At 66.1% G+C, this 14795-nt stretch carries 14 protein-coding genes and 1 tRNA gene; 6 read left to right on the top strand and 9 right to left on the bottom strand.

The features are described 5' to 3' along the window. Window positions 1–37 precede the first annotated feature (37 nt). Window positions 38–847 carry a hypothetical protein gene (locus F816_RS0101195; protein WP_026333077.1) on the top strand — a complete coding sequence of 270 codons (810 nt, stop codon included), beginning with the start codon at window positions 38–40 and terminating at the stop codon, window positions 845–847. Window positions 848–862: 15 nt separating this feature from the next. Next, on the top strand, window positions 863–1741 hold the full coding sequence (locus F816_RS0101190; RefSeq protein WP_019593185.1) for a mechanosensitive ion channel family protein: 879 nt from the start codon (window positions 863–865) through the stop codon (window positions 1739–1741). Window positions 1742–1780: 39 nt separating this feature from the next. Here the strand turns inward: F816_RS0101190 and F816_RS0101185 are convergent, their stop codons facing one another. Both F816_RS0101185 and F816_RS0101180 read right to left on the bottom strand, forming a co-directional pair. Then, entirely contained in the window at window positions 1781–3481 is a 1701-nt protein-coding gene (locus tag F816_RS0101185) for an ExeM/NucH family extracellular endonuclease (RefSeq protein WP_019593184.1), read from the bottom strand. A gap of 16 nt (window positions 3482–3497) precedes the next feature. Then, window positions 3498–3935 carry an Rrf2 family transcriptional regulator gene (locus F816_RS0101180; protein ID WP_018145638.1) on the bottom strand — a complete coding sequence of 146 codons (438 nt, stop codon included), beginning with the start codon at window positions 3933–3935 and terminating at the stop codon, window positions 3498–3500. A 206-nt stretch (window positions 3936–4141) separates the two neighbouring features. Here F816_RS0101180 and F816_RS0101175 point away from each other — a divergent pair, with 206 nt between their 5' ends. Both F816_RS0101175 and F816_RS0101170 read left to right on the top strand, forming a co-directional pair. Beyond that, window positions 4142–5446 carry a methyl-accepting chemotaxis protein gene (locus tag F816_RS0101175; protein WP_019593183.1) on the top strand — a complete coding sequence of 435 codons (1305 nt, stop codon included), beginning with the start codon at window positions 4142–4144 and terminating at the stop codon, window positions 5444–5446. Between the two features lie 96 nt (window positions 5447–5542). Then, window positions 5543–6421 (top strand): undecaprenyl-diphosphate phosphatase, encoded by an 879-nt coding sequence (locus F816_RS0101170; protein ID WP_019593182.1) that lies wholly within the window; start codon window positions 5543–5545, stop codon window positions 6419–6421. Between the two features lie 183 nt (window positions 6422–6604). Here the strand turns inward: F816_RS0101170 and F816_RS0101165 are convergent, their stop codons facing one another. Further along, window positions 6605–9127, bottom strand: coding sequence for an ABC transporter permease (locus F816_RS0101165; protein ID WP_019593181.1), 2523 nt, complete (start codon window positions 9125–9127; stop codon window positions 6605–6607). Then, on the bottom strand, window positions 9124–9834 hold the full coding sequence (locus F816_RS0101160; RefSeq protein WP_019593180.1) for an ABC transporter ATP-binding protein: 711 nt from the start codon (window positions 9832–9834) through the stop codon (window positions 9124–9126). Before F816_RS0101160 ends, F816_RS0101165 begins: the two co-directional genes overlap by 4 nt. Between F816_RS0101160 and F816_RS0101155 the strand changes: the two genes are divergently transcribed. Beyond that, a complete protein-coding gene (locus F816_RS0101155) occupies window positions 9833–10519 on the top strand; it encodes an arylesterase (RefSeq protein WP_019593179.1) in 687 nt (228 codons plus the stop codon). The two genes, F816_RS0101160 and F816_RS0101155, sit on opposite strands and share 2 nt — an antisense overlap. A gap of 4 nt (window positions 10520–10523) precedes the next feature. Here the strand turns inward: F816_RS0101155 and F816_RS0101150 are convergent, their stop codons facing one another. From F816_RS0101150 to F816_RS0101130, 5 genes are all read right to left on the bottom strand, one after another. After that, window positions 10524–10850, bottom strand: coding sequence for a hypothetical protein (locus F816_RS0101150; protein ID WP_019593178.1), 327 nt, complete (start codon window positions 10848–10850; stop codon window positions 10524–10526). A gap of 65 nt (window positions 10851–10915) precedes the next feature. After that, window positions 10916–10992, bottom strand: a tRNA-Arg gene (locus tag F816_RS0101145). A gap of 359 nt (window positions 10993–11351) precedes the next feature. Next, a complete protein-coding gene (locus F816_RS0101140; protein ID WP_026333076.1) occupies window positions 11352–12269 on the bottom strand; it encodes an HPP family protein in 918 nt (305 codons plus the stop codon). Window positions 12270–12397: 128 nt separating this feature from the next. Further along, on the bottom strand, window positions 12398–13231 hold the full coding sequence (locus F816_RS0101135; RefSeq protein WP_019593176.1) for a flagellar motor protein MotB: 834 nt from the start codon (window positions 13229–13231) through the stop codon (window positions 12398–12400). Window positions 13232–13235: 4 nt separating this feature from the next. Further along, window positions 13236–14075, bottom strand: coding sequence for a motility protein A (locus F816_RS0101130; RefSeq protein ID WP_019593175.1), 840 nt, complete (start codon window positions 14073–14075; stop codon window positions 13236–13238). A 121-nt stretch (window positions 14076–14196) separates the two neighbouring features. Between F816_RS0101130 and F816_RS0101125 the strand changes: the two genes are divergently transcribed. After that, window positions 14197–14787: a LemA family protein gene (locus F816_RS0101125; protein WP_018145650.1), complete on the top strand. Its 591-nt coding sequence runs from the start codon at window positions 14197–14199 to the stop codon at window positions 14785–14787. The last annotated feature ends 8 nt before the right edge of the window (window positions 14788–14795 follow it).

Below are 14795 nucleotides of genomic sequence, written 5' to 3'. Positions count from 1 at the left end.
GGTTTACAGTGAGCCCAACATCAAGACAGGGCGGACGATGCCGCAGAATCCAACCATGAGTACCGACGATGCGGCCTGGTGGGGGCGCCGGGCACTTGCATCCGGGCAACATGGACGCTGGTCCATCGGCCCCCTGGACCTCTGGCTGCTGCACGGCGAGCAGGAATGGCAGATGGTCCTGGAACGCCCGCGCGACCCCGCCGATGCCACACTGGCGATCGATGTTCCCTGCGCCGATGGGTTCCCTGCCGACGCGAACGACCTGCTGCGTTTTGCCGGATCCCCGGCGGATTCGGTACCGGAGCTGCGGGTGGCCCTGGCGGATCGGCCGATGGTCAGCCGGCCACAGAACCCCTTCTATGTGCCGGCCCATGGTCAGGTCACGCTTTATTTGAGTTCCCCGGCCTGGGTACAGCTGCATCTTGGCGAGGCCATGGTGCAGGAGTTTCCGGTCTATACGCCGTCCGATACCTGGTTCGGCCCGAACACCGTGAACGGGGAGCTTTGTTATGCCACCCGCACCCAGGCTCGCCTGGACCTGGCCGACGTGCCCGTGCGCCCGCACCGCGTCATCACTCCGCTGACCATCGAGAACAAGGCTTCGGATGCCCTGTTCCTGGAACGCGTGAACCTGCCGGTGCCGCGCCTTCCGGTATTCGCCGACGAGCACCACCGGTTGTGGACCCCGGCGGTGCGTATGGAGCGCGAGGAAGATCGCGACATGGCGGACATGAAGATCGACTCCGGTCCTCCCGGCGTGGCCGGCGGGGCCCGGCGCATCGCCGAACCCCGCCAGGCCGGGGGGCGGCATTTGATGGTCAGGGCGTTCACCGCCCTGTTTCAGTAGGGAGCTCCCGGCGCGATGAATGAATGGCTGCAAACCGCTCAGACCTTTGTGACCAGCGAGGCCTTTCTCGCCGCCATCCGCGCCGCCGTCTATCTGCTGGTGGGCCTGTTGCTGGCGCGCCTGCTGTCGCGCGGTCTGGCGCGCGCGCTGGAGGACAAGCTCGACGCGCAGCAGGTCATGCTCACCCGCCGCATCAGCTTTTACTTGATCGTTCTGCTGGTGCTGGCCTCGGCGCTGCGCGAGCTGGGCTTCGATCTCACCGTGCTATTGGGCGCAGCCGGCATTCTGACGGTCGCGCTTGGCTTTGCATCGCAGACCTCGGCCTCGAACCTGATCTCGGGGCTCTTCCTGATTGGCGAACGGCCGTTCTCCGTGGGGGATGTCATCAAGGTCGGGGATGCCACGGGCGAGGTGCTGTCGATCGACCCGCTGTCGGTCAAGCTGCGCACCTTCGACAACCTGATGGTGCGCGTGCCCAACGAGACCCTGGTAAAGACGCAACTGACCAATCTCAGCCGCTTCCCCATCCGTCGTCTGGACATGCAAATCGGGGTGGGCTATCGGACCGATCTGAAGGAGTTGCGTGATGTGCTCATGGGCGTGGCCGAGCGCAATCCGGTCTGTCTGGAGGAGCCCAAGCCGCTGTTTATCTTCCTCGAGTACGGGGATTCCGCGCTGAAGATTCAGCTCTCGGTGTGGGCACGGCGGGAGAAATTCCTGGACCTGCGCAATTCCATGCACGAGGGCGTGAAGGCGGCGCTGGACGAGGCGGGGATCGATATCCCGTTCCCGCAGCGCACGCTGGGTGGCCTGGGTGGCAGCCCGTTACCCGTGCGCATCGTCGACAACGTGCCGGAGGCCGAGGCCGAGGCGGAAGCGTCCCCGCGCGACTGACCGTCAGGCAGCTGGAGCCGGCTCGGCTTGGGCCGTCACTCAATCCAGGCGGAGATCCGCCCAGACCGGGTCGTGATCCGAGGCGCGCCAGGGCCCCGTGGCGGGCGCGCGACCGTCAAAGCCGAGGAAGCCGGGTTCGTCTGCATTGCCCGGCCAGGCCGCCCCGTCGTGCACGGCGTCGCGCAAGGCATCGGGACCCAGCAGGTAATCCAGCTGTCCGGCGCGGCCGCGAAAGACATAGGTATGGGCGGACGCTGGATCGTCATGCACCAGGTCCCGCTTGCCGGCCGCGGCCAGCGTTCGCACCGGGTCTTCGGCGGCGTAGGCGTTCAGGTCGCCGAGGATCAGTACGGGAACATTTGCAAACTCATTGCGTTGCTGTTCACGGATCCATGTCACCAGACGTTCGGCCTGGGCCGTGCGCCGTTCATTCCAGCAACCCTGGCCGCGGTCGATATCGCCCGCGTCGGGGCAGCCGCTTTTCGCCTTGAAGTGCACCACCACGGCCCCGAAACGCTTGCCACTCCCGGGCTGCTGGAACCAGCCGAGCAATGGCGGACGATGATGCACGGCATTGCGATCGGTGGCGGACCCAACGAGTTGCAATCGGTCCGGTCGGTAGAGCAGGGCCACCTTGATCGCGTCGTCGCCCGGACCCGGGTGGGCAATGGCCGCATAGTCGCCGCGCGGCGGTGGGACGGCATTCAGTCGTTCGACCAGCTGCCGGCGCGCCGCCTCGGCGTTTTCCAGTTCGACCGCGCCCAGCAGGTCGGCGTCCAGCGTTTGCAGCAGGGCATCCAGCTTGGCCGTCTGGCGCTCGCGTTCCGCCCGGTTTTGTGCGCCGCGCTCGCCCAGCGTCACGAAGTCGTTCTCCAGATTGGCGGTGGCGATGCGCAGGTTGTCCGCTCCCGGCGTCGACGGCGGAGCGGGGCGCTCGCCGCCGAACCAGTCCAGCGAGTCGGTGGGGTGGATGCGATGGTCGCCGAAGGCGTGGGTCAGGATCCCGGTCAGGCCTTCCAGCGTGCTGCCCACCCGGCGCGTGCCATGATCGTCGCGATAGGGGATCGGGTCGGGGTTCGCGCGATAGCTGCCATCATCCAGGATGATCCGGCGCTTCTCGTCCCGGGCGGTTCCCGGGGCCCCGGTCTGGCCAGGGTGGATGAGTCGCCCACCGGCCGAGAGCGTCAGGCTGCCATAGCGGGCGAGCTCGTGGTTGGCGGTCACCGTCAGCGTCTGTGCAAAGCGAACACGGAGGTCGGCGTACTCGCCGAGGCGGCTGGCGTCGTCAGGCAGGCGAACTTCCAGCGGTGCCGGAAGCTCGCCGTGCCCGCAGCCCTGGATGCGGTCCAGCCGAGCGATCTGCGGCCGTCCGCGGTGGCGGCTAAAGACCCCGTGTACTTGCACATGCTCGCCGGTCGCGACCGGCTCCCGACGCGGGGCATACACGAACATACCGGCCGAGTCGGGCCCGGCGCCCTGCTGCAGATAGAACCCGCCGAGTTGATCGGGCCCCATAAAAACGCCCGTGACGATGCCCTCCGCGATGACGGCATCCCCCTCGGCGACCGCGCCGGCGCGGAGCTCGGCGAGAGGGGCGACCTCGGCCCCGGGGTGGGGGCAGGCCACCCGGGCATCGACCGGGGAGGCTGCGAATAGCAGAACCACCAGTGCGCCCCCCAGCGCGCGGCGTACGCACGGGGTCGGGTTGGCGTGGCGGCGGGGGTGCGTCAGCCGATCCATGGCCGCATGAGAAGAATCAGGCGCTCTTGCTGGGGTTCAGCAGTTCGTAGAGATAATCCGGCGCCTGGGTGACATCGGCGATGGTGTAGCGGTCGAGGACGTCCAGGAAGGCATCGCGCGCATCGTTCAGGACCCCACGCAACTGGCAACCGGGGAGAATCGGACAGACCGGATTCTCGCAGTCCACCACGTTCAGGTTCGGCTCCATGTCGCGGATGACACTGCCTACGTTGATCTCGTTTGGCTCGCAGGCGAGCGAGATCCCGCCCCCCTTGCCACGCCGGGTGATGATGTAGCCTTTCTGGCCGAGCTGGTGAACGATCTTTACCAGGTGGTTGCGCGGGATCGTGAACTGCTCGGAGATATCGCTCACGGTCACGCGCTGGTCGCGCGGCTGCACGGTGAGGTACATCAGGACCCGAAGGGAGAAATCAGTATAGCGAGTGAGCTGCATAGGGAAGGATTCGTCGGTTCGCGGTTTTGAAGGATATGCATGCGCGCATATGTCCCGGAACCTTAATCGCTCCGGACATCCGTCACAAGTTCGGTCGTTGCCACTGAGTGAAGGCCGGGGCGTGCTCGGGGTTCAGAAACCGCACAGCCCGGCCGTTATATGCCAACCATAACAAGGCTTCTGAAGCCGAAATACAGGGAAACTCGATGGAGTCGATCAAGGGGTTGGGCCGGCTATCACTCGCCGGACGGTTTTCGCTGGCGCTGAGCGTGATTGTGGGAGTGTTCTTTCTGATTGCCGCTGCCGCGGTGTTCTGGCACACCGCAACGCTCAAGGGGGGTATGGAGGCGACGTTGACGGGTGTCATGCAGGGCCACGAGACGACCCCGGCACTGGAGGCCGAGGTGGCGCTGGAGATCGACCGTTTGCTGGATCTTGCGGCCTGGCAGGTCAACGCGATGATGCTGGGTGTCGCGATCGGCGTGGTCGTCGTGGTGTATTTCCTGTTCGTGTTGATGATTCGGCGGCGCCTGGCGCAACTGGCCTCGCAGTTTCGCGTGGTATCGGAGGGCGAGGGCGATCTGAGCCAGCGGATCGAGGCCCCGCGCAATGACGGGATTGATCGCCTGGCGCGTCTGTTCAACGCATTTATCGAGCGCTTGCAGGGGATGGTTTCGGAAATGGTGGAACACGCGCGTGAACTGGGGGAGTCCGTCGGCACCCTTCACCGCGTTGCAGAAGAGACCAACCAGGAGGTGCAACAGCAACAAGCCCGGATCGGCCAGGTGGCTACCGCGATGAATCAGATGACGGCCTCGGCCGAGGAGATCGCGCGCAATGCCCAAACCGCGTCGGAAGCCGCCGATCAGGCCGAGAGCGAGACGCGTACCGGGTCCGATGTGGTGGACGCCTCGGTGCGCACGATGCGTGAACTGGCGAGCGAGATTGGCACTGCAAACGAGCAGGTGGCGCGCCTGCAGTCCGAGTCGGACAGCATCGGTTCGGTGCTTGACGTGATCCGTGGCATTGCCGAGCAGACCAATCTGCTGGCGCTCAATGCGGCCATTGAGGCCGCGCGGGCGGGGGAACAGGGAAGGGGATTCGCTGTCGTAGCGGACGAGGTGCGGACCCTCGCCACGCGTACACAGGACTCCACCACCGAGATCCAGGCCATGATCGAACGCCTGCAGGCCGGTGCCCGGGCGGCGGCCAGCGCGATGGAGCGCAGCCGCGAGAGGGGCGAGGCCGGAGTGGACCAGGCCGCTGGTGCGGGCGACGCCCTGCAGGCGATCCGTTCAGCGGTCGAACGCATCCGTGATCTCAACAACGAGATCTCCGGTGCGGTATCGCAACAGGCGGAGGTCGCGCGCGAGGTGGATGGCACGCTCACGGAGGTTAGCCAGGGGGCCCAGATCACCGCCGGGAATGCCGAAGCCACGGCCAGCGAGACGGATGCCCTGGTAGGGCGGATCGAGCGGCTGCGGGGACTGACTACCCAGTTCCGGGTCTGATCCGCGCCTGCCTGGGCGTGCGAACGGGGTCCCGGCGTCTCCCCGGCGTTTTCCGTATACTGCGGCCCGCCTCGGGTTCATGGAGCGGTATCTGCAATGACAGTTTGGGTCGCTGCCCTGCTCGGGGTCGTTCAGGGCATCTTTATGTTTCTGCCAGTCAGTTCGACCGCGCACCTGGTCCTGACCCAGCACTGGCTGATCCGTCAGGGCGAACCACTGCCGGCGCCCGAGAGCCCCGAGATGATCCTGTTCGACCTGGTAGTGCACGTTGGCACCCTGGTCTCGATCGTCTTCGTCTTCCGCAAGAGCCTGACGCGGCTGACCGGTGGCATTGCCCGCGAAAGCCTGCAGTGGGCATCGGCCCGCGGGTCGGCGGGGCGCGAGATGCTGTTCCTGCGTCTGGGCCTGCTGGTGGTGCTTTCGGTGTTCGCGACTGCGGTGGTCGGATTCACCCTGAAGGCGGGCTTCGAGCAGGTGTTCGCCCACCCGACCCTGATCGCGGGCACGCTGAGCCTGACCGGGGTATTGCTGTGGTGGACGGACCGGCTGCAACGGCGCCCGTTGGGGCTGCGCCAGCTGAGTCCGAAGATCGCCACCATCATCGGCGTGGCCCAGGGTTTTGCACTGATCCCGGGGCTCTCGCGCAGCGGCATGACCATCACCTTCGCCCTGTTCACCGGGCTCAAGCGGCGCTGGGCGGCGGAGTACAGCTTCTTCCTCGCGATCCCGACCATCCTCGCTGCCACCGCCGTGCAGTCACTGGACGTGCTCAATGGCGACGGGCTGGGGAATCTGAACTGGACGGCGCTCGCGGTGGGCTTCGTGGTGTCCGCTCTGGTCGGGATCGTCTCGTTGAAGATGGTCCTGTTCTTCCTGTACCGCGCCAACCTCAAGGTCTTCTCGTTCTACCTCTGGGCGCTGGCGCTACTGGTCCTGTTCGGGTTCCTCGACGTGGACATCATGTACGGGAAATGACCGGATCCCCGGGTGTGGAGTCTCACGAGGGGGTCCCCATTTGCTCCGATCCTGCGCCGCGGCCCAATGATCGACGCGGGACCGGAGAGTGATCAGGGCGCCGCGGACCCCGCCTTGTCTCGAAAAAAGTGGGGTACCAACGCGGACGGGTGAATGAATCAGCCGCTCCCTGGATTTCTCGGCTTACTCCGGTCCGCGCAGGACCGCCAGGGGCGCCTGATCCAGCACCCGTCGGGTGCCCAGCCAGCCCGCCAGGGCAATCCCCAGCGTACCGCCACCGATGCCGTAGACGAAGGTCAGCGGGTTCACGCTGTAGTCGAACTCGAAGACCTGCCAGGCGAGCAGGGCGCCGACCGCCGTAGCGATGACGGACGCCAGCAGCCCGGCCAGTAGCCCCAGGGCGCCAAATTCGGCCAGCAAGCCGTTGCGGATCTGGTCGCGGCGTGCACCCAGGGTACGCAGCAGCGCGGCCTCGCGCCGGCGTACATCGCGCGTCGCCTGCACTGCCGCATAGAGCACAGTCAGGCCCGCAATCAGCGTGAACAGGAAGACGTACTCCACCGCCCGGGTGGCCTGATCCATGACGTCGCGCACCTGCGCGAGGATCGCGCTGACGTCAATTGCCGAGACCGCGGGAAATTCCCGCAACCACTGGTTCTGGGCGGAGCGCTGCGCCTCGGGTACGTGCATGGCCGTGATGAAGGTCCTGGGCTGCTCGTCCAGCAGTGGCGGCGGGCCGATCACGAAGAAGTTCACCTGGAAGCTGTCCCAGTTGACCTCGCGGACACTGGTGATCGGGCTCCGAATAGCCTGACCGCCGACACGGAAGGTCAGGTGGTCCCCGAGTGCCAGGTTGAAGCGTTCCATCAGCCCGGCCTCGACCGACCACCCGGTATCGGGGTCCTGCCCCTCCTCGCCAAACCAGTCGCCCCCGACGATGGGGTTATGGTCCGGGGGCGACTCGGCGTAGGACAGGTTGAACTCGCGATCCACCAGCCGGCGGTCGCGATCATCGTCGAAATCATCCGGACGCACGCGCTCGTCGTTGATCTCGATCAGTCGGCCGCGGATCATCGGGTCCAGTTGCGGACGCTCGAGACCGGCCGCCTCGACGCGGTCGGCAAAGGCCTGCTCCTGTCCCGGCTGGATGTTGATGAAGAACTGGTTCGGGGCATCCTCGGGGATGCTGGCATCCCAGGCCTCCAGCAGATCCACCCGGACAATCGCAAGCAGCAGCAGCGCGAGGATGCCCACACTGAAGGCCACGAGCTGCACGGCACTCAGGCCGCCCCGGCGGGACAGGTTGGCCAGGCCGAAGCGCAATGCCATGCCGCCGCGGTTGCGCAGGGGCCGCAGGGCCAGTACCAGCGCCATCCCGAGTGCGGCCAGCAACGCGATCGCAACGGCCGTGCCTACCAGCACCCAGGCGGCCAGTTGGGGATCGGCGGCCTGCCAGTACAACAGGCCGCCGAACGCCAGCAGTGCCAGTGCGCCGGACAGCCAGACCGAGGTGGGCGGCAGACCCAGATCGCGCCGGAGGACGCGCAGCGGCGAGACCTGGCCGATCCGCAACAGCGCGGGCAGGGCAAAGCCCACGGCCGTGATCAGCCCCACCCCAAGGCCGGCGATGACCGGGCGTGAACCGGGCGGAGGCAGGTCCCCGGCGAGCCAGTCGCCCAGCAGGGCCGCCAGGACAAACTGGGCCGCGAAGCCGATCGCGAGCCCAACCCCGCTGGCCAGCAGGGCGACCAGCACAACTCGGCCGAAGTAGGTGAGCAGGACCTGGCGTCCGCTGGCTCCCAGCGCGCGCATCACCGCCGCCGGGTCGGCACGGCGCTGGGCGAAGTGATGGGCCGCGACGGCGATGGCGGCCCCGGCCAGCAGCACCGCCATCAAGGAGGCGAGCCCGAGGAAGCGCTCCGCACGCTCGATCGCTGTGCGCAGTTCCGGGTTGGCGTCTTCCAGACCCAGCAGGCGCTGGCCGGACTCCAGGTCATCCTCCAGCCAGTCACGGAACTCCGCGACCCCGGCGCTGGGTCCCGCGGCAAAGAACTCGTAGCGTACGCGGCTCCCGGGGCCGATCAGGCCACTGGCCTCCAGGTCATCGAAGGCCAGCATCAGTCGCGGGGCAATATCCAGCAGGTTGCTGCCGCGATCGGGCTCGTGCGTGATGACCCCGGTCACTTCCAGATCGAGGTCGCCGACCTCCACCCGGTCCCCGACCTCCAGTCGCAGGGCCTCGAGCAGCGCCGGCTCCAGCCAGGCCGTACCCGGTTCCGGACCGCGGTCGCGGACCCGCTCGTCCGCCTCGCGGCCAGGACGGATACGCGCCTCGCCTTTCAGTGGCCAGTCCGCCTCGACCGCGCGCAGGGCGGCCAGTCGCGATTCGTCATCCGCAGTAAAGACGACGCTGGGGAGGGAGGCCGTACGCGCCGTTTCCAGTCCGTGGCTCGCCGCTTCGGCAGGCCAGCCTTCCGGCAGCGGATTGTCGCTGACGACTGCCAGGTCACCCCCCAGCAGCGCGGTCGCCTGCTGGGCCATGCCCCGGTCCACCCGATCGGTGAAGAAGCCCACCGCCGCGACGGCTGCGACGGCGACGACCAGGGCGGCGGCGAGGACGCGCAGCTCGGCCGAGCGCCATTCACGCCAGGTGCCACGCAGCAGGGCGCGTAGATGGCTGCGGTCGGTTCCCCGGGTGGCGATCATTCGAGCACACCATCCTGGATCGAGATGATGCGATCACATTGTCCGGCCAGCTCGGGGTCGTGGGTAACCAGCACCAGGGCCGTTGCCGGCCCTTCACTGTCGGGGTGGCGCGCGAGGCTGAACAGCAGCTCGATGATGCGGTGCCCAGTCCGTCCGTCGAGGTTCCCGGTGGGTTCGTCGGCGAACAGCACCGCCGGGTGATCCACAATGGCGCGGGCAATCGCCACGCGTTGTTGCTCGCCACCGGAGAGTTGATGGGGGTAGTGTGCGGAACGTTCGCCCAGACCCACGCGTTCCAGGGCCTGTGAGGCCCAGTGATTCAGGGTTTCCTGACTCTCTTGCGCATGGGCCGGGTTGAGCTCCAGCGGGAGCAGGGTGTTCTCCATCGCCGTCAATGCCGGCAGGAGTTGGAAGGACTGGAACACAAACCCGACCCGGCCGGCGCGCAGGGCGGCCCGGCCATCCTCGTCCAGTTCGCTGATGGTTTGCCCCAGCAGCCGAACTTCTCCCACACTCGGGGCGTCCAGACCTGCAAGCAACCCGAGAAGGGTGGACTTGCCGGAACCCGAGGCGCCGAGAATGGCCACCGTCTCGCCCGCCTGGACCGCCAGTGAAATGCCGCGCAGGATGTCCAGCGGTCCACTGGGTCCGTTGATCCGCTGCTCGAGGTCCCGGGCCTCCAGTACAAATGACGAGGATGCATCCATGTTGCGTATTCCATTGGTCGTGATGGGCTTGATCGCGTTGCTATGGAGTCCTGTTGCGGCTGCAAATTCCCTACCGGACGAAAATCGTTCGGTCGAGCCGCTCCGGGTCCTGGTATTCGGCGACTCGCTGAGTGCCGCGTACGGCATGCCGGATTCCGCCGGCTGGCCGGCCCTGCTGGGCGAACGGCTGGCCGAGCGAGAGAAGGACTGGAAAGTGGTCAACGTATCCATCAGCGGTGACACCACTGCCGGTGGACGGAGCCGCTTGCCCGACGTACTGGAACGCGCAACGTTCGAAGTCGTCATCCTGGCCCTGGGCGGCAACGATGGCCTGCGCGGCCTGCCGCCGCAGGCCATGCGCGAAAACCTGGAGGCCATGGTCGATGCCATCGAGGCCGTCGATGCCAATACCCTGTTGCTGGGCATACGCATCCCGCCGAACTACGGCCGCCGCTATACCGAGCGTTTCGAGGCGGTCTTCGCCGATCTTTCCGAGGAGCGGGGCCTGGCATTCGAGCCATTCTTCCTCGAGGACATCCTGCTGGAAGACGGCATGTTGATGGATGACGGCATCCACCCCAGCGAGGCCGCTCAACCCCATCTGCTGGACGCGGTGTGGTCGCGGCTGGAGCCCATGGTGGAGGAGGCCGAAGCCCGATCGCGCCCATGCAACGGAGCCGGGTAGACCCTCACTCCGTCAGCAAACCCCGCAGTTCGGCCACGACGGATTCCGGGAGCAGCTGCCGCAGGACCGGGTGCAGGTCACGTTCAACCTCTGACAGCAACGCGAGGGTGCGAATTTCCGAATGGCGACAGAGGGGGTTGCCGTACTGATTGGCCTGGATGCTGCGCTCGGCGCCCATGCTCATCAAGGCGACCCCGGGCAAACCCCGAGGCCCCTCGTCCAGAACCTCGACCAGTTCCACCATACAGCCGTCCACCTCGCCCTGAATGCCGATCAGCGGGGCGAGGAGATCGATCATGCGGGTGGACTGTTCGGTCGTCAGCATGGCCATCCGCCTACCTTACGACCGATGCGGGCACGGCGCCAGATCGAAAATCGGCAGCGGCCTCATGAATGTGGTGTCCCCGGCAGGATTCGAACCTGCGACCTGCCCCTTAGGAGGGGGCTGCTCTATCCAGCTGAGCTACGGAGACCTAGGGAAACACTGATCAATGTACATGTTCGCGCTCGAGTCGCTTTTGCGTGCGAACAAGGCGCGGTGACTGCCGTGCAGTCATTCTGCACAAGGGAACCGCAACGCCGTGCGCGCGCCCGTTTTTGATAACAACGGCCGGCCGAGCCCCTGCATTGAATGGTTTGTGGGGTTGGCACCCCAGGTTCCCCGATCCTGCGTTGCGCCCCGAATCCATCAACAACGGGCGGGTAGAACCCCTACCCGCTGCACGACGCGCCTTGTCTCGAAAAACCTGGGGTGCCAACGCGAGCGTGTACATTGATCAGTGTTTCCCTAGCGCGAGAGTATAAGCGCCGGGCAGGGGTAGCCCCAAACGCTTCAGTCACCCGGGGCGGATTTCGGGTCGAGCTGGTGATGGGCCCAGGCGGAGAATTCCTCCAGCGTGGCGCGGTCCTCGCCAGGGGTGGCCGGCCCCGCAAGGTTACGGTAGGTCACTTGACCCTCGTCGATGCGTAATACGCGCCGCACGGCCCAGTTGGCATCGCTCTCGCCATTGCTGAAACAGTGATCCGGCTGGATCGCGTCCGGCGTGATGGGGTCGGGGTGCTGGTGATGGCGCCGGGCCAACAGGTACAGGCGTGCGAGGTCATCTTCCGTGAGGTCGAGATACAGGTTCATTTCGCGCATGGCGTATTCGAGGTCGTCCTGGCCCAGTCCTGCTCGCTCCAAGGCAGCCATCGGACCTTGCTTTGGGGCTTCGGGCGTCGGCGTCAGGCTGGCCGGGTAGCGCCGCCAGGGGAACGGGTAGTTGATGATTACCGCGACAACCAGCATGACCCCCACGCTGGTCAACACGGGATGCAGGAGGAACCAGGGGCCCAGGGCCTGCACCGACTCACCGCCCAGAACCGCATAGAGCGCGGTGGCGCCGCCGGGGGGATGCAGGCAGCGCAGGTAGTGCATCAGCCAGATGGCGAGCCCGACGGCGACCGCTGCAGCCAGCAACGGGTGGGGCAGAACGTCGCGCACCAGCACCCCCACGATGGCGGCGACGGCATGACCACCGAGCACGTTCCTGGGCTGTGACATCGCCGCGTGGGGCGCAGCGAAGAGCAGCACGGCCGTGGCACCCAGAGACGCGAGGATCAGGCCGTTGATCCCGTTGTCAGTGACCGATGCTGCGACTTCCAACGAGAGGTAGAGGCCGATCACGCCGCCAATCAGGGCAATCAGCTTGTCCTTGTGGTCGGTAGTATCGAGCCAATCCCCCAACAGGGATCCTCGTCCAGAGCGCAAGCGGGCCTCCTCGTAAGTTGAAAACGAGGTATAGCTTCTAGGGTAGGCGCCTCGGCGTCAAATGCCGGCGCTTGGGCGCGGGCTCGGGACAAACAGCAGGACCGGGTGCCGGGCGCGTTCCGAAGGCGTCAGGGGCTATCGGTCTCGAGAATCAGGGAGACCCGGCGGTTTTCCGCGCGGCCCTGGGGATGGTCGTTGGCGGCTATGGGCACGGTGTCGGCACGCCCCACGGCGCGCAGCTGATCCGGTACCAGCCCGCGGGTTACCAGGTAGCGTACGACCCCGCTGGCGCGCGCGGAGGACAACTCCCAGTTGGACGGGAAGCGCTCGGTCGCGATGGGGATGTTGTCGGTATGGCCCTCCACGGTGATGGTGCCCGGGTGATCTTCCAGGATGGGGAGCAGGTCCTGGAGCAGTGACTGGCCATCCGGGCGCAGGTCTGCCTCGGCGGTCCCGAACAGGATGTCGTCGCGGATGCGCAGCTCCATCCGTCCAGGTTGCTCGACGACGTCCACACCCTCGGGGGCGCGCGCGCGAAGGTGCTCGGCCTCGGCCTCGGCCTCGCCTTCGGTCTCCCGCTCCGGCGGCGGCTCCGTGACCGCCTCCGGGCCCGAGGGGGCATCGATCGCCCCCTCGTCGAGGTCGGGCAGGCTCACAAGCGAGGGATGAACCAGTGGCTGGATGAGGGCGCTGCGGTCCGGGTGAGCCAGTGCGATCGGGCTGGCCGAGACCGCCCTTGGATCATCGTCACGCGGGTCCATGAAGGTGAGCATGATGACGAACACCACAATAACCAGGGTCAGAACGTCCAGATAGGTCAGGATCCAGGCGTGCTCGTCGTCGCGCTGGCGTTCGCCCGGGTAGGAACCGAGAAAGGCCTGCTCCGGGCGTGTGGCGGCGTGGGCATCCATCTCTGCCTGCAGCGCGGCGCGTTCGGCGGTGGAGGGGCTGGCTCCGGGCATGTTTTCAGCGCCGTTCCGTGGATTCGCCGCTGGCGCGTTCGTCCGTATCCGCCTCTTCTTCGCCATTCGGGGCCGCCTGGCGGATCTCGTCGCTGTGATTCTCCATGAACGAGCGCAGGGTCTCGCGGATGTAGCCGGGTGAGCGTCCCTTGCGCATCAGCATGATGCCCTCCAGCACCATGGTCATCAGCACCACGCGCTCCTCGGTCCGGCGCTCCAGCTTGATGGCGATGGGCCGGAAGACCAGGTTCGCGAGCAGGATGCCGTAGAACGTGGTGATCAGCGCGATGCCAAGGTTCACCGCGATGACGGTGAAATCGTCGTTTTCGGTGGTCAGCAGCAGGTTGATCAGGCCAATGAGCGTGCCGAGCATCCCGAACGCCGGGGCATAGGTGGCCATGGTTCGGAACATCTGCGCATCGGCCTGTTCGCGAGCACGCAGTCGCGCCATGCGCCAGTTCAGCAGATCGGAGACATCGTCCATCGGCGTGTCGTCGATAACCAGCTGGATGCCGGTGCGCAGGAACGGGTTGCGGATCTGGTCCAGGCGATCCTGGATGCGGCGCAGATTCTGGGAGAACCAGTAGCGCGAGACCTGGACGATCTCCTCGAGATCCTGGGTGACGTCGTAGCGTTCCTCGCGAATCGCATTGGCGCCGGCGCGAAACACGCGCATCACCTCGTGGAAGGGGTAGCTCATCAGCGTGGCCGCGATGGTGCCGCCTACCACGATGCCGAGGCCCGGCAGGTTCAGGAAGGCGTCGATATTCTGCGAGGAAAACGCGATGACGCTGCCGAACACCAGCAGACTTCCAAGGATGCCGAGGAGGGTGGAGAGATTCATGCGTGCTTCCGGAAGGAGACCGGGGTCAGCATAAAACACCGCCATCGTGAACGTCTGCCTTGTCGTGCTACCCGCATTCCGGCGTACACTCGGCTCGTCGACGATCAAGGAGTGTGGCGGGATGGATATGACTTGGGTGGTACTGGGGATCCTGGTTCTGTTGGTGATCTGGGGGGTGTGGACGTACAACCGCCTGGTGACCTCGCGCAACCGGTACAAGAACGCCTTTGCCCAGATCGACGTGCAGTTGACCCGCCGCTATGACCTGATCCCCAACCTGGTCAAGGTTGCGGAACGCTACATGAGTCATGAGCGCGACACCCTGGAGGCGGTCATCCAGGCCCGTAACAATGCGAAGGAAAGCCTGCAGGAGGTCGGCGGTGATCCAACCAACACCGAGGCCGTGCGCAAGCTCTCGAGCTCGGAACAGGGGCTGTCGGGGGCCTTGGGGCGGTTGTTCGCACTGTCCGAGAGCTATCCCGACCTGAAGGCCAACGAGAACATGATGCAGCTGTCCGAAGAACTGACCAGTACCGAAAACCGCGTGGCTTATGCCCGTCAGGCCTTCAACGATGCCGTCATGCAGTACAACATCCTGCGCGAGATGTTCCCCAACAGCCTGATTGCCAACAACCTGGGGTTCCGCCCGGGGCAGCTGCTGGAGATCGAGGACCCGCAGAAGCGCGAGCCCGTGCAAGTGAACTTCTCCTGATACCTGGG

This window comes from Thioalkalivibrio sp. ALM2T (genome assembly GCF_000381505.1).
GTDB classification, from domain to species: Bacteria; Pseudomonadota; Gammaproteobacteria; order Ectothiorhodospirales; family Ectothiorhodospiraceae; genus Thioalkalivibrio; species Thioalkalivibrio versutus.
This window is presented reverse-complemented; position numbering and strand designations above follow the sequence as displayed.

What these genes read in the sequence shown, in the direction of transcription:
- F816_RS0101160 (WP_019593180.1), bottom strand. Translation starts at nt 9,834, where the DNA reads ATGGATGCATCCTCGTCATTTGTACTGGAGGCCCGGGACCTCGAGCAG.
- F816_RS0101155 (WP_019593179.1), top strand. Translation starts at nt 9,833, where the DNA reads ATGTTGCGTATTCCATTGGTCGTGATGGGCTTGATCGCGTTGCTATGG.
- F816_RS0101195 (WP_026333077.1), top strand. Translation starts at nt 38, where the DNA reads ATGCCGCAGAATCCAACCATGAGTACCGACGATGCGGCCTGGTGGGGG.
- F816_RS0101170 (WP_019593182.1), top strand. Translation starts at nt 5,543, where the DNA reads ATGACAGTTTGGGTCGCTGCCCTGCTCGGGGTCGTTCAGGGCATCTTT.
- F816_RS0101130 (WP_019593175.1), bottom strand. Translation starts at nt 14,075, where the DNA reads ATGAATCTCTCCACCCTCCTCGGCATCCTTGGAAGTCTGCTGGTGTTC.
- F816_RS0101185 (WP_019593184.1), bottom strand. Translation starts at nt 3,481, where the DNA reads ATGGATCGGCTGACGCACCCCCGCCGCCACGCCAACCCGACCCCGTGC.
- F816_RS0101135 (WP_019593176.1), bottom strand. Translation starts at nt 13,231, where the DNA reads ATGCCCGGAGCCAGCCCCTCCACCGCCGAACGCGCCGCGCTGCAGGCA.
- F816_RS0101125 (WP_018145650.1), top strand. Translation starts at nt 14,197, where the DNA reads ATGGATATGACTTGGGTGGTACTGGGGATCCTGGTTCTGTTGGTGATC.
- F816_RS0101180 (WP_018145638.1), bottom strand. Translation starts at nt 3,935, where the DNA reads ATGCAGCTCACTCGCTATACTGATTTCTCCCTTCGGGTCCTGATGTAC.
- F816_RS0101165 (WP_019593181.1), bottom strand. Translation starts at nt 9,127, where the DNA reads ATGATCGCCACCCGGGGAACCGACCGCAGCCATCTACGCGCCCTGCTG.
- F816_RS0101175 (WP_019593183.1), top strand. Translation starts at nt 4,142, where the DNA reads ATGGAGTCGATCAAGGGGTTGGGCCGGCTATCACTCGCCGGACGGTTT.
- F816_RS0101190 (WP_019593185.1), top strand. Translation starts at nt 863, where the DNA reads ATGAATGAATGGCTGCAAACCGCTCAGACCTTTGTGACCAGCGAGGCC.
- F816_RS0101150 (WP_019593178.1), bottom strand. Translation starts at nt 10,850, where the DNA reads ATGGCCATGCTGACGACCGAACAGTCCACCCGCATGATCGATCTCCTC.